We start from the raw sequence: 18,899 nt of genomic DNA, 5'->3' as shown, positions 1-18,899 counted from the left end.
GGCGGCCCCGGGGGACCTCCGGCGGTCGCACGGCCGGGTGACCGCGCGACCGGCCTGCCGTCCCGCCTCCGCGCCGCCCCTGGGGCTCAGTGGCCCGCGCAGCAGGGTGTCGGGTCCGGCACCTCGAAGGGGACCAGTGTTCCGCCCGCGGCGGGCATCGCCGCGAGGATCAGGCGACCGTCGCGCCACTCCGGACGCACGTGGTCGCGCGTGACCAACTGCCGTTCCGCGGGGACGCCTTCGGGCGCGCCGAGTACGGCGATCCGGTCCACCCGTGAGACTTCCAGCAGCCGCGCGACGGTCACGGTGCCGGTCAGTGCCTCGGCCCCCGGGTACAGGACGGCGCGGCCGGCCGTGCGCGCCGTGTGCTCCGCGGCGGCGTGGGCGGCGCCGGCCGCGAGGTCGGCGGGCCCGTGCCGCTCCCCGTCGAAGGCCACGCCCAGCACCACACCGGCACCGACGTCGGGACCGGCTCCCGGCGGGCCGCCCTCACCCGTCCACACGCCCACGCCCAGGGCCACACCGGCACCGGCACCGGCACCGGCATCCAGGTCGGTTCCGGAATCGGTCCCTGTGAGCCGCTGCCAGGCCGCGCGGGCCGCACGCTCCGACGGCAGGGCGAAGGACAGCGCCGTGTGCGGCCGCCGTCCGTCCCGTACATGGTGCGTGCAACCCAACACGTCGTCGTGCAGGTCGAGTTCGACAGCCAGCGCACGCAGCAGGTGGTCGGCCTCCCGCAGGGCTCCCGTGTGTCCGGTGTCGACTCCGACGACGTACCACCCGGTCACGACGGGAGGACCCACACCGGGTTGGAGTAGAACCACAGGTCCTTCCACGGGTCCGCGTCGCCGACGACGTCCACCGCCGGACCGGCCGGGTCGACCGCCGCGCCCATCAGGCCGACGGCGGAACGGTTGCCGTCGGTGCCCCGCAGACGGACGTACACGGGGCGGTCGACGGCGCCGAGGTCGTAGGTGAGCCGGACCGTGCCGGCCGACTTGTTCACCTCGTAGGACCGGGTGACCCGAGCGGTGGGAGCCGTGATCGTGTCCCGGTCCGCGACCGGGCCCGTCACGTCGCCCTGGATGACGTCGACGCGCGCCACCTTCGGCAGGAAACCGGCCCAGTTGGGGGCACCGGCCAGTCCCAGGTCGACGGTGAGCGTGACCCGGGTGCCCTTGCGCACGCGCAGCGCGCCGCCGAGGGTGGCCCAGCGTCCGCCGCCCGCGACCCGCGCGTCGAGACCGCTGACGATCTGCCCGTGGTCGACCCACACCCGGCCGGCGCGGATGCCGTCCATCACGGCGGCGTACGAGAATCCGTCGGCGCCGACGTGCGTACGGCTGTACTGACCGGGCCAGTAGTCGCCCTGGGTGAGGTCGATCCTGCCGCCGTAGACCGGGTCGGTGTGCCTGCCGTTGGCGGTGAAGTCGCTGTCCGGTCCGCCGCGTACGGCGGTGTCCGTGTAGACCTGGTGGGAGTCGGAGTTGGCGGTGATCCACCAGGGCTTGCCCTCGGCGAGCAGGCTGTCCCACAGTCCGCCGACGGTGGCGGTCATCCAGTCGAAGCCGCCCCAGGTGCGGTAGCTCTCCAGCGGGTACCCGGCGAAGGAGGCGGCGCTCGGGCTGTTGTCGTAGATGCCACGGGCCCGGCCCATGCCGAGCGGTGCGGCCAGACCCGCGGCCTGGTGGCCCGGCGCGCCTTCGAAACCGACGGCGATCTGACGGCCGGGGGCGGTGGCGTCGCGCCAGCCGCGGATCTCGTGCGGCGAGTCCACACCGCGCCGCGCCGGGTGGTTGGCGAGCATCAGGGCGTCCTTCACCGTGCGCCGTTCCACCTGCCGCGCGAGGAAGTCGAGGCCCGCGATCGCCAGCGCCTCGTTGGCGGGCGTCGAGTCGGAGGCGCCCTTCACGCTGCCGTCGTAGTCGGTCTCGAACTGTTTGAGGACCGCGACCTCGTTCCGGCCCGGGTGGACGAAGACCGTGCCGTGCTCGGCGGCCGGGATGTTCCACTCGAGGCCCTGGAAGACGAGCGTGTCCTCGTAGGCGTCCCGGGCCTCCCGGATGTCCGGGTTGACCTTCTCCACACCGATCCTGGCGTGCGTCTCACTGCCGTGGTCGGTGATGACCATCCAGTCCAGGCCGTGTGCGGCACCCTGCCGGACCTGGTCGCCGACGCGGTACTTGCCGTCGCTGCTGTACTGGGTGTGGATGTGGTGGTCGCCGGCCAGCCACAGGAAGCCGTTTCTTCTCCGGCCTCCCGCGGAGGCGTGCGCGGGGGTGGCCGCCCCCTGCGCGAGGACGCCTCCGGCGGCGAGGCCCGCGCCGAGCAGCCCCGCGCGGCGCAGCAGCGAACGGCGCGACCGCTGCTCGGGTGTGAGCGCCTCGTCGGGCACGGAGGTGTCGAAGGCGGCGGGCAGCGGGGCGCCCGTGTCCTCGTGGCCGTGATGGTGGTGATGGTGATGCCCGTGCTCGTGTCCGTGCGTGTGCCCCATGACCGTCTCCCGAGTCCCGCCCCGCCCCTGCGGACGCGTCATGAGGAGATTCGGCTCGGAGCATGAACGGCATGCGGCGTGCTCGTGATCACGGGGCGACCTGGACCGGTCAACTACCTTTACCAGTAGGCCTGTTGACTGGCGGGGTGTCCGTTGCGTCAGGCTTCCGTGGAGTTCGGTCCAGGTCGGGACTAGGGTTCCGCCTAGGTTCTCCAGGAAACACTCTGTGGCGCAAAGGTGGTTCTCCATGGCTCGTGCCGGGCTCACGACCGAGCGGGTCGTGCGGGCCGGGGCCGATCTCGCGGACGAGATCGGCTTCGAGAACGTCACCGTGTCGGCACTGGCCCGGCAGTTCGGGGTGAAGGACGCGAGCATGTACGCGCACGTCAAGAACGTGCGGGAGCTGCGCCAGCGCATCGCGCTGCTCGCGTCCGGCGAGATGATCGACCGGATCGCCGCCGCCGTGGCCGGACGGGCCGGCAAGGACGCGCTCGTCGCCTTCGCCGACGCCTATCGCGCGTACGCGCTGGAGCGGCCCGGACGCTACCGGGCCACCCACACTCAGCTCGACCCCGCCCTCGTCGCCGGGACGACGGCCCACCTCCGCACCGCCGAGGTGACGGCCGACGTCACCTACGGCATGCTCCGCGGCTACGGGCTGTCCGAGCCCGATCTGACCGACGCCGTACGCCTGTTGCGCAGCACGTTCCACGGCTACTGCAACCTCGAGGCCATCGGCGGATTCGGAGCCCCCCGGGACGTGGAGAGGTCATGGCGCCACGCGCTGGACGCCCTGCACGTGGCCCTGGAGAACTGGCCCCGCGCCGAGGACGAGGACCTCGGCCGACCCGTGCCCCTCACTCGGTGCCGGTGGGTCTCAGCGGGCTCGTCACCGGATTGCTCAGATGCTGATAGATCACCGAGCTGCGGAAGTTGACGATCTCACGCCGCTTGCTGAAGCGGTCCAGCAGGAAGGAATGCAGCTGGTCGACGTCCGGGACGGCGACATGGACGAGGAAGTCCTCGCTGCCCGCGACGACGAAGACCGACAGGACCTCGGGGAGACCGGCCGCGTACTGCTTGAAACCCTCGATGACCTCCCGGCTCAGCGGCCGTACCTGCACGGACAGCAGGGCCTGGACAGGACGGTTGAGGGCGCGCAGGTCGACGGCCGCGTGGTAGCCGGTGATCACGCCGCGATTGCGCAGGGCCCGTACGCGCTCCAGACAGGTCGACGGGGCGATGCCGAGCTTGCGGGCCAGTTCCCGGTTGGTCTGCCGCGCATCGCGCTGAAGGTGTTCCACGATCGCCGAATCAAGTTCATCCATGACCGCCACTCTTCCCATTCCACCGAATTGAATTCGGCAGATCGTCCGACCATCACACTGGCTGTCTACGTTCGGCACAGGATGCCGAACAGCGACCGGGGAGCCGTGCCGATGAACGTACGAACGCGACGGGGGCCGGCGCGCACGCCGACGCGACGGGGTCCGACGGCCGTGCGGACAGGGCTGGGGCTGCGGACCGGGACGGCCCTGTGCATGGGGGCCGTCCTGGGCCCCGGGGTGCTGGCGCTGCCGTCCTCGGCCGCGGCGGCGGCCGGGCCCGCGTCGCTGCTCGCCTGGGCCGTCCTGATCGCGCTGAGTCTGCCGGTCGCCCTCGTGTTCGCGGCGCTGGGCGCCCGCCACCCGGACGGGGGCGGCGTCTCGGCATTCGTCCGCCGGGCCTTCGGGGAGCGGGCCGCCGCCCCTGTCGGCTGGTGGTTCTACTGGGCCGTCCCGCTCGGCGTACCCGCCGCGGCACTCATCGGCGGCGCGTACGTGGCCGCCGCGACGGGCCGGGGCGGCGCCACCGCGACAGGGGTGGCGGCCCTCGTCCTGGCGGCCGCGGCCGGGGCGAACCTGGCCGGCCTGCGGGCATCGGGGCGCGCGCAGCTCCTCATGGCGGGGCTGCTCACCCTGCTCCTGATCGTGACGGTCGCGGTGAGTTCGGCTCATCTGCGGGCCGCGCACTTCACACCCTTCCTCCCGCACGGCTGGTCCTCGGTCGGCAGCGCGGCGGGCGTCCTCTTCTTCGCCTTCGCCGGTTGGGAGGCGATCAGCCACCTGTCCGGCGAGTTCACGGCACCGCGGCGCGATCTGCCGCGCGTGACCCTGCTCGCCTGGGCCGTGGTCTCCTGCCTCTACCTGGGGCTCGCGGTGGTCACGACCGGCGTGCTCGGTGCCCGGGCCGGGACGACATCCACCCCGCTCACCCTCGTCCTGGAGCACGGGATCGGCCCGTACGCCCATGGCGTCGCCGCCGGTGCGGCCGTGCTGCTGACCTTCGGCGCCGTCAACGCGTATCTGGCGGGCGGGGCACGGCTGGGTGCGGCGCTCGCGCGGTCCGGGTCGCTCCCCGTTCCGGCGGGCCTCGGCGCCAGGGGAAGCCTGGCCCTTCTCGCCGTTCCCTGCGCGGCCGTCCTGCTGATCGCCGCACGGGGCGTGATCGGCCTGGAGGTGCTGCTCAGGGCCACTTCGGCGTGTCTGGCCGCGGTGACGCTGGCCGGAATGGCGGCTGCCGTCGTGCTGCTCCCCCGGCGCGGCGCCCTGCGCCGCGCCGCGGTCGCCGGGTGCGCGCTGGTCGCGGTGGTCGTCGCGTGCTGCGGGGTCTACCTGGTGGTTCCGGTGGTGCTAGGCGTCGCCGCGCTGTGCGCTGAGCGCCTGCACCTCCGCGTAGTCCGGGGCGCCGCCCCGCGGGGTTCGTCCGGCCCGGATGTCCAGGGCGGTGTCCAGGGCCGCGCCCAGGGCGCGCCTGTAGAGCAGGGAGCCGAGGCTGACCCGGCGTACGCCGAGGTCGCCGAGCTGGGGGAACGTCGGGCCGAGGGGTGAGTAGAGGATGTTGAGCGGCACGTCGAACGTCGTCACCAGATCGGCGATGCGGCGCGGGTCGCTCAGCCCGGGCACGAACACGCCGTCCGCTCCCGCCTGTACATAGGCGTCGAGGCGGCGGCAGGTCTCGGCGTGACCGCCGTCGCCGAGCCAGTACGTGTCGGTCCGCGCGTTCACGAAGAGTCCGGGCACCGCGGCCTTCACGGCCGCGATCTTCGCCGCGTGCGGGCCCACGGGCCCGAGGCCGTCCTCGATGTTGATGCCCGCCGCCCCGGCGTCGGCCAGCTCGCGTGCCAGCCCGGCGACCTCGTCCGGGTCCTGGCCGAACCCGTCCTCGGCGTCCACCGACAGCAGGAAACCCCCTCCGCCCAGTTGCCGGGCGAGCCGGATGGTCGGTTCGCGGGTGGCCGCCGCGCCGTCGGGCAGCCCGGCGGCAGCGGCGACGCCGAGGCTCGTCGTCCCGACTGCCGCGAAGCCCTGCCGGGCGAGAGCCAGCGCGGAGGCGTGGTCCCAGGCGTTGGGCAGGAGCAGCGGGGCGCCGGCGAGATGAAGCGCGGCGAACGGAGTGGCGAGAGGCATCATGACGCCTTCCCCACGGCATCGGCGTAGTAGGTGGATCCCCTTAGATGCAGGGCGAGTTCACGGAACGACCAGCCCTCCCCCGGCGACCGGTCGAGCTGGTCGTCGGTCAGTGCACCGAGCCGGTTCGCCCAGATCCGGGCGAGCCGGGTCAGTCGGCTGCGGGCCTCGTCCAGATCGTCCTGGGTGAACGGGGCGAGATCCGCCTCCGTCGTGGTCGCCGAGGCGTGCCAGTGGTCGGGCAATGGCTCCTCGCCCACGAGGCGTGCCTCCAACTCGGCCAGGTGGTCGACGAGATGGTCGGCGACCCGGCGGATCGCCTTGTGCGGGGTGTACACCCGATCGTCGGCACGGACCGGCCGGCCGTCCCACGCGGTCCAGGTCGCCGCCAGGTCCAGCACATGACCGACCATGGCGGTGACGGCCTCGGCCGGGTCTTCTCTCTGCGTATCGGTCATGCGGGAACGCTAGCGGCGGAACAGTTCGGCGCCGGCCGAACCGTGCCCGGTCCCGTGGGTCTTCTCCGGCGAGCTCGAGTCCGGGGGCGTACGAAGGGACCGGCTCCCCGACCGGTGAGCCGATCGGGCGGCCTACGATCACCTCTCATGGCCACAGTGATCTTGACAGTCGGGCTGGCGTTCATCGGCTACCTGGCGACCTGTCTCAACGGACTGCGCCTCACCCAGAGGCAGGCCCGCCTGACGCGGGTCAACCTCCAGCTGAGCGAGATCTACGGTCCGCTGTTCGCGCTGATGGAAGCCAACAGCCGTGTCTACGACACCTTCTCCGAGACGTACGCCCGGCCCGACGGCCGCGATCCCTTCCACCACGAGATGCCTCCCACCGAGCAGGAGCTCACCCGGTGGCGCACCTGGGCCGGCACCGTCTTCATCCCCAACATCCGGGCGATGCGCGACGTGGTGGTCACCAAGGCCGATCTCCTGATCGAGGAGGAGATGCCCCCCGTCCTGCTCCAGCTCCGCGCGCATGTCGCCGGCTACGAGATCACCGCCGCGCAGTGGGCCGAGGGCGATCACGAAGAGCACCTGTCCCTCATACCTTTCCCCGGCCGGGAGTTGAGGGAGTACACCCGCGACCGCTTCACCCGGCTGAAGGGTGAGCAGACGAGGCTGCTGGGGCGCCGACGCGGGAGCTCGGACCGCCGACACCGGGGCAGAGGCGCCGACTTGGTGTGATCCGACAATCTCGCGCGACGAGGGATAGCCGCGGGCCGCCCATCGCGTCGTGATGGTTGCCGAGAAGGGGAGGGTCGATGAAGGCGTCGAGTCACGACGAGTTCCGGGAGTTCGTAGCGATGCGCTCCACCGCGCTGCTACGGCTCGCGGTGCTGCTCACCGGCGGGGACCGGCATGCCGCGGAGGACCTGCTGCAGATCGCGCTGATGAAGGCCTACGGGCGCTGGGCGCAGATCGAGCAGCCCGAGGCGTACATCCGCCAGGTCATGTACCGCCAGCAGGTCAACCGCTGGCGGCTCCGCAGACACAGTGCCGAGACGACAGTGCCCGTACTGCCCGAGTCCGGCGGGGAGGCCGACACCGCGTCGGACTCCGCGCTGCGGATCGCGCTGTGGGCGGCACTGGGCCGTCTGACGAAGCGGCAGAGAGCCGTGGTCGTCCTGCGCTATTTCGAGGACCTGCCGGAGGCCGAGGTCGCGGCGCTGCTGAGGTGCCCGGTCGGCACGGTGCGCAGTACGGCGCACCGGTCGCTCGCGAAGCTCCGGGCGCTCGTGCCGGAGCTCGGGCCCGAAGGGCACGTGGAACAGATGCGGCCGCTCAGCTACACGTCGAAGGGGAGCCAGGGATGACGACGGAGCAGGTGGAGAAGAAGGTCAGGGAGACACTGCGCGCGGTCGCCCTGGACCGGGTCCGGGCGCCCGGGGACCTGGTCGAGAAGGTGGTGCGGCGACGCAGCCGGCGCCGTTTCTCGCAGGCAGCGGGGGCGGCCGTGGCCGTTGCCGCGATCACCGTCGGGGCGGCGGTCGGGTTCGGGGGCGGCGGTGCGGCCGACTCGGACCGGCCCGTGCGGCCGGCGGCGTCGCCGGAGGGCTGGAAGCCGTGGCAGAGCGACGCCCCGGGCGCCGGCGAGCGGGGCTGCCTGGTGGACGGCTCCGCGCTCTACTGCAGCGGGTCCAAGTACGACGCCGCGAAGCTCGACGCCAACACCGGCGAACGGCTGTGGACCGTCAAGGTCAATCGCGAAGGCGACGGGATCGACCGCCCGGTCGCCGTGCGCGACGGCGTGCTCTACGGCTACCGCAATCACACCGCGAAGAACCAGCCGGACGGGGACTACGCGGGCGGTACCGATCTGATGGCGGTGGACGCCGACACCGGCCGTCTGCTGTGGAAGGTCCAGATGCCGCAGGACGACCGCACCGACCAGGCCGCCATGCTCATCGACGGCGCGGTGCTGGCCAACACCCCGTCGCTGCGCACGATGTCGGCCCTCGATCCGCTGACCGGCAAGGAGAAGTGGCGCCACACCTGGGACAAAGGCATCGTGTGCCAGCGGGCGGTGCTGGGCGGTGTGCCCTATCTCGTGTGCCTGCGGGACACCGAGAAGCCCGACCACACCGACGTCTTCCGTCTCGATCCCGCCACCGGACACGCCACGAAGGTCATGACGCTTCCCGGCGGGCAGCAGCTCTTCGGGCCCTCGGACCCGCAGGGAACCCGGTTGGTCCTGGGCGGAAGGCGGAATGCCGCGGGAGACGTCCGGCTGACCAGCATCAGCAGCACCGGGGAGCAGACCTCGCACACCTACCGGATCAAGGGGGAGCCGGCCAACGGGGATGTCGTCGGTGATCGTCTCATCACCGTGTCCTGGAAGGGCAAGGCCTCGGTCCACTCGCTGACCACGGGAAAGACCCTGTGGACCGCCCCGGTGGGCGTCACGATGCCCGACAAGGACAGGTTGACGGGCATCGCGTCTCCCGCGGTGTCGGCGGGGCAGGGCGTCGTGTACTTCTTCAGTCCGACCGGAGATCTGTCCGGCCTCGATCTACGCACGGGTGAGCGGGTCTGGCGCGGTCACGTCGACCTGGGCAAGGGGACGCGCGACCGCGGGATGACGCCGCAAGTCCTGCTGTACGAGGATGCGCTGGTCGTCCGGAACGGGAGCAGGATCGTCTCTCTCCTGCCACGGATCGGGAACTGACCGAAGGGTCATGGGCCGGGCGGCACCCCGTCCGGCCCATGACCCACGTCGTGCATCGGTCGCGCTAACGCCAGATCGTCTGGACCGAGTCGAACTGGACCCAGGTGATCGGGTTGCCGCTGGTGGCGCCGTAGATGGTCACGGAGCCGGCGGTGCTCACCTCGAAACGGCAGGCGTTGATGCCCTGGCTGTTGTTCCGGGGGCTCGTGGCGCGGACGTACCAGGTGGGCGGCGTCATGGCCGCCGGCAGCGTGGCGATCTTGGTGTCCGCGGCGAGGTTGCAGGTGATCGCGCCGCGGGCCTGGAGGAACGTGGTACCGAGGATGGTGACGGTGCGGACCTGCGGGGTCGCCCCGGGCTGCGGGGTGATACCGGTCTCCAGCTCCAGATTGGTCCACGCGGTGGCGTCGACGGCGGCGGCGGCCGCAGGGGTGGCGGTGGCGACGGTGCCGACGGCGACGGCGGCCGGCAGGCCGAGAGCGGCACCGAGGATGCTACGGCGGCTGTGGGACATGGTCGTTGGTCTCCTTGACGAGGCCGTGTGTGGAAGGGCGGAGGGGGCGGGTTCAGCGCCAGACGGCGCTGAAGCTGTCGAGCTGGGCCCAGGTGATGACGTTGGTGGAGTTCCCGCCGAACAGGCGCAGTTGGCGGTCGGTGCCGGCCTCCACGCGGGCGACGCAGTAGCCGCCGACGTTGTTGCGCGGGACGCTGCAGCGGGTCTCCATGCTCGGGGAGAGCGTGTCGGGCAGGGTGCCGATGACCGCGTCGGCGTCGAAGCTGCCCTTGATCCCGCCGCTGAGCTGGAGCGTCGTCACGCCGCTGACACTGATGAGGCGCCCCTTGGGAGCGTTCTGGTCGACAGTGACACCGGAGACGAGAGGGATCGTCTGCCAGTCGGTGAGCACCTTGACGCCGTCGACCTCGGGGGTCCCGGAGAACGACGAGATGGTGCAGGTGCGCGCCCCGCCTGCGTCGCCGGCGAAACCGAAGTGGAGGTAGGCGACACCGCCCGCCACCTCGACGGCCATGCCTTCGGGCTCGCGCCATTCGAGACCCGGAGCCGCGGTGACGGGCTGCCGGTCCAGGACATTCCCGGTGGCCCACTCGACAGCGGTGATGCAGGTGTTTCCGGGCGGAGCGACCTTGTCGTAGCTCTCTCCGTCGAGCAGGTAGAGAACGCCGCTGTGGGACGCGTACGCCTGGAAGGTGCCCATGACGCCCGTGGGCTCCGCCAGCCGCTGGCGAGCCTGGAATACGCCGGCCGCCGCCTGGGCCAAGTCGTACCGCTCGTAGTACCTCACGCCGTCGACGGCGAACCGGATGACGAGTTCGTTGGTGCTGCGGTCGATGGCGGGGGTCACGGAGGTGGCGCCCGCCTGGGGGGTGTACGGCGTGCTGTGCAGGGAGGATCCGTAGTCCAGGACCGTCCCGCTCTGGAACGTGAAGTCGGTGACGGTGGTGCCGATACCGTCCACCTTGTTGTTGACCAGGGTTTCCTTGGATTTCGTCTCGGTCCACAGCCGGATGACGCCGCCACGGTTCTCGACACCGAGACTCACGCCGTGGCCGAACCCCCGCAGGTACATGTGACCGGTGATCGTGCCCGACCGGTTGAGGCGCGTCACGCACATGTCTCCGTGAATGCGCCGGTCGTCGCCGGAGACCGGCCCGGACTCACCGCTGAGGGTCAGACCGCCCTCCGCCACCTGGAGCACGAAGATGTCGCCGGACACCGGTTCGATGCCGAACGACTGCATCACGGTGCCGTTCTTCAGCGGGCGACGGTGGAGCAGCCTGCCCACCGGTCCCGCGATGTCAATCTGTCCTGCAAGGGTCACGCTCAACGACGCTGCTCCTTCTCGCACGTTCCTGTGCTGTCATGCTCAGGGCGGCGCAAGTGTCGCATGAGCTGCGCCGATTCAAGACTGCGCTGGTCAGAGGCGGTTGGGTTCCATGAGGGCGCCTTCTCGGGTCATGGCGCTCGGATGCCGCCTCACCTCGCCGCCCTGCCACCCGCGCTCCCGCCGATGGCCAGGTCCGAACGTGCCGCCCTGTGCAGCGCGTTGAGTGCCTCTATGAGCGCGGCGCTCAGTTCCCGGCGGTCGGCGGGAGAGCGGTCGGACGGGTCCCGAGCACACACCAGGATGGCCCAGAGACGCTCATTGACCGTCATCGCCGCCCGCGAAGCCGCTTCGTCCCCCAGCAGCACCAGGCCTTCGAACAGGATGGAACGCCGGGCCTCCGCGGCGTCCATCGCCGACAGCGCCTCGGAATCGTCCTCGCCACGCTCGCGTGCTTCGACGGCCTGCCGGGCGGCCCGATTCGCTTCCTTCACGCAGGAGACGTACTCGATGTAGGTGTCGAGCTTGCGTTCGTCCCACCGCGTGGCCATGCTCTGCCGGAACTTGACGCGCTCCGCCATGCCGGTGGCGAGGAACGACGTGACCGCACCCAGCAGGACTCCGACCAACGTGATGATCTGACTTGCCATGCGGATCAAGTTAGCGGTCACCCGAGACGGGGAGATCGGAGATCGGCTACAGCAGGCCGAGGTCGCCGAGTTCCTTGTGCAGGTCCGCGCGTGGGTTGTCGGTGCCCGGCCGCGGGGCGGGGCGCGTGGTGGTGTCCAGGGCGCCGGGAGAGGGTGCGGCCGAAGGCACCCGTGCGCGGCGGTCCCGGAAGAGCCAGGCCCCGAGCAGGCCGCCGATCAGCCCCCCGAGGTGTCCGAGCCAGCTCACCCCCGGCGTCCCGGGTACGGCGACGGTGAGCAGGTAGGCGAAGGAGGCCGCCATGACGACACCGATCAGCGTGTCGATCAGATGCCGGTCGAAGATCCCGCGGACCACGACATAGCCGAAGTACCCGAAGACCAGACCGCTGGCGCCCACCGTCTCCACGCTGCCGCGCTCGAAGAACCACACCACGAGCCCGCTGGTCACCGCCACGAGCAGACTCAGCCCGAGGAAGCGGACCACACCTCGGTAGGCGGCGAGGAAACCGAAGACGAAGAGCGGTCCGGAGTTGCTCTCGATGTGTTCCCAACTCCAGTGCAGGAAGGGCGCGCTGAGGACGTCGGGCAAGGTGGCGAGGTCGCCGGACACGAGCCCGTAGTCCCGCGAGAGCGCGTAGTGGTCGGCGTAATTGGCCAGTTGCACCAGCCAGACGATCGCGAGGAACCCGAACATCACGAAGAACGCCTTCCGCGCCTCCGCGATCATCCGCTCGGCATCGACCGGGCCCCCGCCGGTCCGGTCCTGGTCCGACCCACCCATGGCACGCCCCCTCCCGCGGCGGAACCGCTTCCGCTCACCCCGAACTCTAGGCAATCCCGGCCCCGACGACCGCCCCGGCCGTCACCTCCCGGGATCCGCGATCCGAGCCGGGCCCTTCCTCGCGCGCTCCTGCCTCACGACCACCGTCGGCCCCGGGGACGCGCCCTCCCCGTCGGCGGAACCCTGGAAGCGGAAGCCGTCCGCGTCCCCGGGCGCCCAGGTGACCGTCACGTCGAAGGCGCCCGGCCCCCCTTCGTCGACCGCCGCCACCCGCACGGAGACCAGCTCCGTGAGCGGGACGGGCTCCGGCTCGGCGGTGAGACGGACAAGGGCGACGAAGAGGGAGGCGTCGTCCCCGGTGACGCCTTCCCCCGCTCCCGACAGGCCGTGCACGGGCACCACTTCGGAACGTACGCCGTCCCGCGCGGCCCAGCCCGTGACCCGTACCGAAGTCCCGGGCGCCGCGCCCGACACCAGATGGGCCCGCACCTCCACGGCACCACGGGCGACCACGAGAGAGGCGGCCCGGATGCCCTCCGCCACGGTGTGCCGGGACGCCGCCCAGCCCTCTCCGACCCCCAGCGGCTCGATCCCCGTACGGCTCGCGTCGGCACCGACGATCACGCTGTTGTCGTACGACGGCGAAGGTTCCGTCACCGTCGAGTAGGCGAGCCGCGTGTAGTACGGGTCGTAGCGGACGTCCTCGCTGCCATGATTGTGAAGGCGCACCAGACCGTCCGAACGCGTCGACTGGAGAAGCCAGTTGGGTGGTCCGACCGGGGTCACGGCGTCGGCGCGTTCCGCCGGGCCCGGCTCCTCGGTGGCCGTCCAGACCTCGTGGTCCGGAGGCAGCAGCAGACCGACGAAGGCCTTGCCGGCCCAGTAGGGCGAGGCGGGGCCGGAATACTGCTGCAGGAACGCCTCGTCGGGGCCTCGCCAGCCGAGGGTGAGCAGGCCCTTGTCGTCCACCGCGCCCCGGTCGAGGAAGTAACGCAGGGCACCCGACGCGAGGCGGCGGGTCTCGCCCGGGGTCAGGGGTGTACGGCCGGTGAGCGCGCCGAGCCAGAGGGGGGCGGTGGTCGCGAAACGGTAGGTGAGCGAGCGGCCTTGGAGCATCGGCGCGCCGTCGCCGCCGAACAGGCGGGCGTAGTCGCCGAGATGGGCCTCCAGGCGGCCGGCGTACAGATCGAGGAGCCTGGTGTCGTCCGCCAGCCACGCGTGCAGCACCGGGTAGAGGTGCATCGCCCAGCCGTTGTAGTAGTCGAACTTGCGCCCGTGGCCGTCGGTGTACCAGCCGTCGCCGAGGTACCACTGCTCGATACGCTCCAGGCCGCGGTCGATCGCGGCGCGGGACGCCTCGGGCTCGTACCCGATCTCCTGGAGGAAGCCGCCGACCGTCACCGGGAACAACTCCCAGTTGCAGGGCCAGGGTTCGGCCGTCAGCGCGTCGCCGAGCCACTCGGCGGCACGCTGCCGCACGCCGTCGTCCAGGCGGTCCCACAGCAGCGGCCGGGTCAGCCGCAGCGCGAGCGCGATCGACGCGGCCTCGACGAGCGGCTGACTGCGGTCCTCGACTCGGGGCCAGACGCCCGCGGTTCCGGCGGCGAGCCCCTGCGCGTAGCGCTCGAGGACCTTCTCGTCGCGGCGGAAGGCGGCCGGCAGCAGGGTACGGGCGTATCCCTCCAGGCCGTCGGAGAGCCTGCCGGACGCGCTCGTGTGCGTTCCGGGGAGGTGGTAGAGGGCTCCGTCGTCGCTGGCGTACGGCGCGACCGCGGCGAGCAGGGAATCGGCGACCGCCTCCCAATGGGCGCGCGTGCAGCCGGAGTACGGGCTCAGGGCGCGGTCCTCGGAGGGCTCGGAGGGCGGCTGGGACGGCTGAGAGGGCTGGAAGGGCATCAAATGGGCTTCCTGTCCTGGCTGTTGTCGGCACCACGTCCCGGACGGCCGGGGTGGGTACCTGGGGCGCCCCGGTTCCGGTCGGGACGCCCCAGGGCTTCATCCCACCCGCACCAGAGCCTTCGGCACCAGATGCAGGGCGAGGAGTTCGTCGCGGACCAGGGCCGCGTACACCGTGGCGCCGTGCACCGAGGTGTGGGTGTTGTCCCGCTTCTCGTTGTAGAGGTAGATCGCCTTGGAGCCCTCGACGCCGAGTGATTCGACGAGGGCCTTGGTCTTCGCCGTGAGGTCGATGAGCGGCACGTCCTCGGCGGCGGCGACCGAGCGGATGACGGCCGGATGGTCCACGCCGAGGCCGTTCACCAGCAGCGCGGTGCCGTTGTCCAGGGTGCCGTCCGCGTTGAACCAGCGACGGACGACCGGCGTGACGAGGACGGGCTCGCCGCCCCGGGCGCGGACACCCGCGACGAGTGTCTCGAGGTTCGTCCGGTACGTCGTCTCGTCGGTCGTCTTGTCGTTGTGGGCGAGCTGGATGAGCACCAGGTCGTGCTCGCGGATGAGCGGCTGGACGGTCGGGAAGAGCGCCGGAGTGGCGAGGTAGGTGACCGTACTCTCGCCGGAGTCGGCGTAGTTGGCGACGGAGAGGCCCTGGCGGAGGTATTGGGGCAGCTGCTGCCCCCAGCCGGAGTACGGGTCGCCGGGCTGGTCGCAGACCGTCGAGTCGCCGACCAGGAAGATCTGACGGGTATGCGCGCGAGCGTCCGCCGGCCGAGCGGAGCGGGGTCCCCGCGGAGCGGCCGGGGTCACCCGGATGTCGGTCAGCGCGGGCGCCGAACCTCCGACGACGAGGTCCAGACCCGGGGTGCCCTCGGGGCCGGTCGGTTCGCCCTCGGGGGTACGGACGTTCACGGTGAAGCTGCGCACCACGGGCCGGCCCGCCTCGGTGGCGGTCTCGGGGAGCAGCGAGCGGCGGGTCTCGCCGCTGATCGACGTACTGGCCGCGGCATCACCGCCCAGCAGCACCGTCACGTCGTACGTGCCCGGCGGGACGTCGAAGTGACAGGCGGCCGCCGTGCAGTTCTCCCTGCCCAGGACGGGCCGCCCCGCTCGGGCCTGGGCCGGGGTGGCCGACAGCGCGCCCGCGGCGGCCACCGCCAGCAGCGGCACGGCGATGGTGAGACGTCTCATGTGCGGCTCCTCCGAAGGGACGACGGGACGACGGGACGCCAGGGACGCCGGGACGCCAGGGACGCCGGGGAGACAGCTACAGCGACAGGGCCCGGCGGCAGGACCGTATCGCCATCGGCAAGCGCTTTCTAGTCCACGGTCGAATTTCATACGACTGCCAACTTCCACGAATCGAAAGCCCTTTCGCGAAGGTGATTCGACTGTCACCCTGCGAAACACCCGCACCCCCACCTCCCGAAGGAGGCACCCCATGTCCGGATCCCCGAACCGACCGGTCCGACGCCGCGCCTTCGTGCTCGGCGGCGCTGCCGCCGCCGGCACCGCGGCCTTCGCCGGGCCACTCGCGACCGCCGCGTCCGCCGCGTCCTTCGGCTGGAGCGACGACGGCTCGAACTACGTCGTCGACACCGGCGCGAACCTCGTCTTCAAGGTGAGCAAGAGCAACGGTGACCTGACCTCGCTGGTCTACCGAGGCACCGAGTACCAGGGTTACGGCGGCAAGAACTCGCATGTCGAGTCCGGCCTCGGCGCCTCCACCGTGACGATCACGCAGTCCGGTACGACGATCCTGGTCTCGGTCGCCTACGGCACGCTCAAGCACTACTACGCGGCCCGCAGCGGCGAGAACAACATCTACCTGTGGACCGGCAAGGCCGACACCTCCGTCAGCGCCACCCGCTACATCGTGCGCGTCAAGGCGGGCCTGTTCCTCAACGACGAGCCCGATTCCTACACCTACGCGCCCACCGTCATCGAGTCCGCGGACGTGTTCGCGAAGCCGGACGGCCAGACCCGCTCCAAGCACTACGCGAAGCGCCGTGTCATCGACTACGCGGCGATCGGCTGGACCACCGGCAGCGTCGGTCTGTACATCGTCCGCTCCCACCACGAGAAGGCGTCCGGCGGCCCGTTCTACCGCTCCCTGCTGCGCCACCAGAGCGCGGACGGCGGAGGCCTGTACGAGATCCTGTACTACGGCGAGAACCAGACCGAGGCCGAACGCTTCGGCCTCCAGGGCCCGTACGTCATCGCCTTCACCGACGGCGGCACACCCTCCTCGTCGCTGTATCCGGGCACCCTGACCACCACGTGGGCGGACTCGCTCGGCATCTCCGGTCATGTCCCGGCGAGCGGCCGGGGCAGGGTCGCGGGCGTCGGCATCTCGGGACGCGACTCCGCGTACGCGTACACCGTCGGGCTGGCCAACCCGGCCGCCCAGTACTGGGGTCCGGCGCGGGCGTCGGACGGCTGGTTCTCGATCGGGGGCGTCCTGCCGGGGACGTACACCCTCACCGTGTTCAAGGGTGAACTCGCCGTCCACACCACCTCGGTGACGGTCACGGCCGGTGCCACGACCACCTTGAACACCATCGCGGTGGCGTCCTCGAACGACCCGGCCAACGCGAGCGCCATCTGGCGGATCGGCACCTGGGACGGTACGCCCGCCGGGTTCAAGAACGCGGACCTGATGACGTACGCGCATCCGTCCGACGTCCGGGCGGCCGCGTGGACCGGCAACGTGGTCATCGGCGGCGGCAGCGAGACCGCGTCCTTCCCGGCGTACATCTGGAAGGACGTCAACAGCGGCCTGCTGGTCTACTTCAAGCTGACGGCCGCGCAGGCCGCCGCCGCGCACACCCTGCGGATCGGGGTGACCACCGCGTACGCCAACGGCCGGCCGCAGGTCACCGTGAACAGCTGGGTGTCGTCGATCCCCTCACCGCCCACCCAGCCGAGCACCCGTTCCCTGACGGTCGGTTCGTACCGCGGCAACAACCACACGTTCACGTACAGCGTCCCGGCCAGTGCCTGGCTCACCGACACCAGCCAGTACAACGTGCTGAGGATCGACGTGGTGAGTGGTTCGGGGACGACGTCGTATCTCAGCGCCGGCACGTCGATCGACGCGCTGGACCTGCTGGTGTGAGGCCGGTGTCGGTGATGCCGGAACTCATGTGCCGCGTGTCCACTGCTGGTTGGTGCCCGCGTTGCAGGTGTACGTGATGAGGGCCGCGGAGTTGGCGGTGGACGCGCCGGACACGTCCAGGCACTCGCCGGACGCCCTTGCCTTCAGGAGCACATAGCTGCCGGAGGCCGTCACCGACCACTGCTGCGTGGTGGCGCCGGTGCAGTTCTCCTGCGTGACGCCGGTGGCTCCCTCGGTCAGGCACAGGGAGCTGCCCCGGCCCATCAGCTCGTAGTAGCCGCCGCCCAGCGACTTGAACCAGAACTTCTGGTTCCCCCCGCCGTTGCAGGTGTACTGGGCGAGCGCGACGCCCTGCCACAGCGACTGGTCGGGCACGTCGGCGCACTTGGCCGAATGACGGGCCGTCAGGGTCTCGTAGGCGGCGCTCGTTCCGGCGACGGTCCCGGCGGTCGTGTCGACGGTGATCTCCAGGGACCAGGACAGGGACATCGTGGTCGTCGTCGGGAAGGCGACCGGCAGCCAGACGTACCGGGAGTCGTTGACGGTGCCGCCGAAGGAGTTGCCCCAGCGGTCGCCCATATAGAGGTACGAGGTGCCCGAAGTCCCCTGCACGGGAAGGACGTACGCGGTCTGCGAGCCGTACGCGGTGGAGTCTCCGACGTCCGTCATCGCGGTCCAGGGGCCGGCGAGCGAGGTCGCGGTGGCGTACTGCTGCTGGTTGGCGCTCCAGCCTGTGGCGGCCGACGTCAGCATGAAGTAGACGCCGCCCCGCTTGAACAGCGCGGGCGCCTCGCGGTGTCCGCCGTGCCAGGGGTCGGCCACCAGTGCCGCGATGCCGGTGTAGTCGGCGGTGAGCCGGTAGATCTGGAGGTCGTAGTTCTCGCGGGCGGCGGAGACCATGTAGCCGGTGCCGTCGGTGTCGACGAAGGTCGTGATGTCGCGGGACATGTACTGGCCGAGCGGCTGGAAGCTGCCCTGGTACGTATAGGCGCCGTCCACCGTGTCCGACACGGCGACGGCGGCACGCGCCTCGCCGTAGTCGACGCCGTTCTCCTTGTGCATCCACATGACGAACTTGCCGGTGGACGCGTTGTACATGACCTTGGGCCGCTCGATATAGGCCGTGCCCAGCTCGGCGGCGCTCGACCGGGTGAGGACGTGGTTGCGGAACTCCCAGTTCTTCAGGTCGGTGGAGCGGTAGGCGTCGACGTACTGGAAGGTGTTGTCGGCGTTGCGGTTCTCGCCGAACCAGTAGTAGTAGCCGCCCACTTTGACGACCCCGCCGCCGTGCGCGTGCACCGCGGCGCCCGAAGTGTCCGTGAACCGGGTGCCGTTGGTGATGGTCTGGGCCGCCGCCCGGGCGGGTCCGGCGGCGAGGAGTCCCCCGGCGACGGCCAGACAGAGGGCGACGAGGACGGCGTACGCACGTCTCGGCGCGTGACGCTTCGTGCGGCTCGTCCGAAGGGGACTGATGGTGCGGCTCATGCGGTGACCGT

The 18,899-nt window shown here is 71.2% G+C and carries 16 protein-coding genes and 2 pseudogenes; 6 read left to right on the top strand and 12 right to left on the bottom strand.

What is annotated here, in order from left to right; genetic code table 11:
• Window positions 1-86: 86 nt before the first annotated feature.
• Together OG788_RS34070 and OG788_RS34065 are read right to left on the bottom strand one after the other, a co-directional pair.
• A complete protein-coding gene (locus OG788_RS34070; protein ID WP_406374949.1) occupies window positions 87-788 on the bottom strand; it encodes a hypothetical protein in 702 nt (233 codons plus the stop codon).
• Window positions 785-2,494, bottom strand: a complete 1,710-nt coding sequence (locus OG788_RS34065) for a PHP domain-containing protein (protein ID WP_406374948.1) — start codon at window positions 2,492-2,494, stop codon at window positions 785-787. The genes OG788_RS34070 and OG788_RS34065 overlap by 4 nt, the downstream gene beginning before the upstream one ends.
• A gap of 247 nt (window positions 2,495-2,741) precedes the next feature.
• On the opposite strand from OG788_RS34065, the pseudogene OG788_RS34060 reads away from it, so the two are divergent.
• Window positions 2,742-3,323, top strand: a pseudogene (locus OG788_RS34060) (TetR/AcrR family transcriptional regulator); the annotation flags it as partial.
• A 28-nt stretch (window positions 3,324-3,351) separates the two neighbouring features.
• On the opposite strand, the gene OG788_RS34055 reads toward OG788_RS34060, so the two are convergent.
• Window positions 3,352-3,822, bottom strand: coding sequence for an Lrp/AsnC family transcriptional regulator (locus OG788_RS34055; RefSeq protein ID WP_356749501.1), 471 nt, complete (start codon window positions 3,820-3,822; stop codon window positions 3,352-3,354).
• 81 nt (window positions 3,823-3,903) lie between these two features.
• On the opposite strand from OG788_RS34055, the pseudogene OG788_RS34050 reads away from it, so the two are divergent.
• Window positions 3,904-5,148 (top strand): annotated as a pseudogene (locus tag OG788_RS34050) (APC family permease); the annotation flags it as partial.
• Window positions 5,149-5,166: 18 nt separating this feature from the next.
• Here OG788_RS34050 and OG788_RS34045 read toward each other — a convergent pair.
• Both OG788_RS34045 and OG788_RS34040 read right to left on the bottom strand, forming a co-directional pair.
• Window positions 5,167-5,946: an isocitrate lyase/phosphoenolpyruvate mutase family protein gene (locus OG788_RS34045; protein ID WP_406374947.1), complete on the bottom strand. Its 780-nt coding sequence runs from the start codon at window positions 5,944-5,946 to the stop codon at window positions 5,167-5,169.
• A complete protein-coding gene (locus OG788_RS34040; RefSeq protein ID WP_406374946.1) occupies window positions 5,943-6,401 on the bottom strand; it encodes a hypothetical protein in 459 nt (152 codons plus the stop codon). Before OG788_RS34040 ends, OG788_RS34045 begins: the two co-directional genes overlap by 4 nt.
• Window positions 6,402-6,548: 147 nt before the next feature.
• On the opposite strand from OG788_RS34040, the gene OG788_RS34035 reads away from it, so the two are divergent.
• The 3 genes from OG788_RS34035 to OG788_RS34025 all read left to right on the top strand — a co-directional run bounded on the left by OG788_RS34035 (window position 6,549) and on the right by OG788_RS34025 (window position 9,120).
• Window positions 6,549-7,139: a hypothetical protein gene (locus OG788_RS34035; RefSeq protein ID WP_406374945.1), complete on the top strand. Its 591-nt coding sequence runs from the start codon at window positions 6,549-6,551 to the stop codon at window positions 7,137-7,139.
• Window positions 7,140-7,216: 77 nt separating this feature from the next.
• A complete protein-coding gene (locus OG788_RS34030) occupies window positions 7,217-7,768 on the top strand; it encodes a SigE family RNA polymerase sigma factor (RefSeq protein ID WP_351536703.1) in 552 nt (183 codons plus the stop codon).
• Window positions 7,765-9,120, top strand: a complete 1,356-nt coding sequence (locus OG788_RS34025) for a PQQ-binding-like beta-propeller repeat protein (RefSeq protein WP_406374944.1) — start codon at window positions 7,765-7,767, stop codon at window positions 9,118-9,120. The genes OG788_RS34030 and OG788_RS34025 overlap by 4 nt, the downstream gene beginning before the upstream one ends.
• A gap of 64 nt (window positions 9,121-9,184) precedes the next feature.
• On the opposite strand, the gene OG788_RS34020 is transcribed toward OG788_RS34025, so the two are convergent.
• The 6 genes from OG788_RS34020 to OG788_RS33995 all read right to left on the bottom strand — a co-directional run bounded on the left by OG788_RS34020 (window position 9,185) and on the right by OG788_RS33995 (window position 15,476).
• Window positions 9,185-9,634, bottom strand: coding sequence for a hypothetical protein (locus OG788_RS34020; protein WP_406374943.1), 450 nt, complete (start codon window positions 9,632-9,634; stop codon window positions 9,185-9,187).
• 52 nt (window positions 9,635-9,686) lie between these two features.
• The gene (locus tag OG788_RS34015; protein WP_406376914.1) at window positions 9,687-10,958 is read right to left on the bottom strand and encodes a hypothetical protein; all 1,272 of its coding nucleotides are present in this window, start codon (window positions 10,956-10,958) and stop codon (window positions 9,687-9,689) included.
• Window positions 10,959-11,113: 155 nt separating this feature from the next.
• Window positions 11,114-11,611, bottom strand: a complete 498-nt coding sequence (locus OG788_RS34010) for a hypothetical protein (RefSeq protein ID WP_406374942.1) — start codon at window positions 11,609-11,611, stop codon at window positions 11,114-11,116.
• A 46-nt stretch (window positions 11,612-11,657) separates the two neighbouring features.
• Entirely contained in the window at window positions 11,658-12,392 is a 735-nt protein-coding gene (locus OG788_RS34005) for a rhomboid family intramembrane serine protease (protein ID WP_406374941.1), read from the bottom strand.
• An 81-nt stretch (window positions 12,393-12,473) separates the two neighbouring features.
• Window positions 12,474-14,288: a DUF2264 domain-containing protein gene (locus OG788_RS34000; RefSeq protein WP_406374940.1), complete on the bottom strand. Its 1,815-nt coding sequence runs from the start codon at window positions 14,286-14,288 to the stop codon at window positions 12,474-12,476.
• Between the two features lie 99 nt (window positions 14,289-14,387).
• Entirely contained in the window at window positions 14,388-15,476 is a 1,089-nt protein-coding gene (locus tag OG788_RS33995; RefSeq protein ID WP_406374939.1) for a rhamnogalacturonan acetylesterase, read from the bottom strand.
• A gap of 250 nt (window positions 15,477-15,726) precedes the next feature.
• Between OG788_RS33995 and OG788_RS33990 the strand changes: the two genes are divergently transcribed.
• Window positions 15,727-17,403, top strand: coding sequence for a rhamnogalacturonan lyase B N-terminal domain-containing protein (locus OG788_RS33990; RefSeq protein WP_406374938.1), 1,677 nt, complete (start codon window positions 15,727-15,729; stop codon window positions 17,401-17,403).
• Window positions 17,404-17,427: 24 nt separating this feature from the next.
• Here the strand turns inward: OG788_RS33990 and OG788_RS33985 are convergent, their stop codons facing one another.
• Entirely contained in the window at window positions 17,428-18,888 is a 1,461-nt protein-coding gene (locus OG788_RS33985; protein WP_406374937.1) for an RICIN domain-containing protein, read from the bottom strand.
• Window positions 18,889-18,899 lie beyond the last annotated feature (11 nt).

It is taken from the genome of Streptomyces sp. NBC_00647 (genome assembly GCF_045207245.1).
Lineage (GTDB): Bacteria > Actinomycetota > Actinomycetes > Streptomycetales > Streptomycetaceae > Streptomyces.
This window is presented reverse-complemented; position numbering and strand designations above follow the sequence as displayed.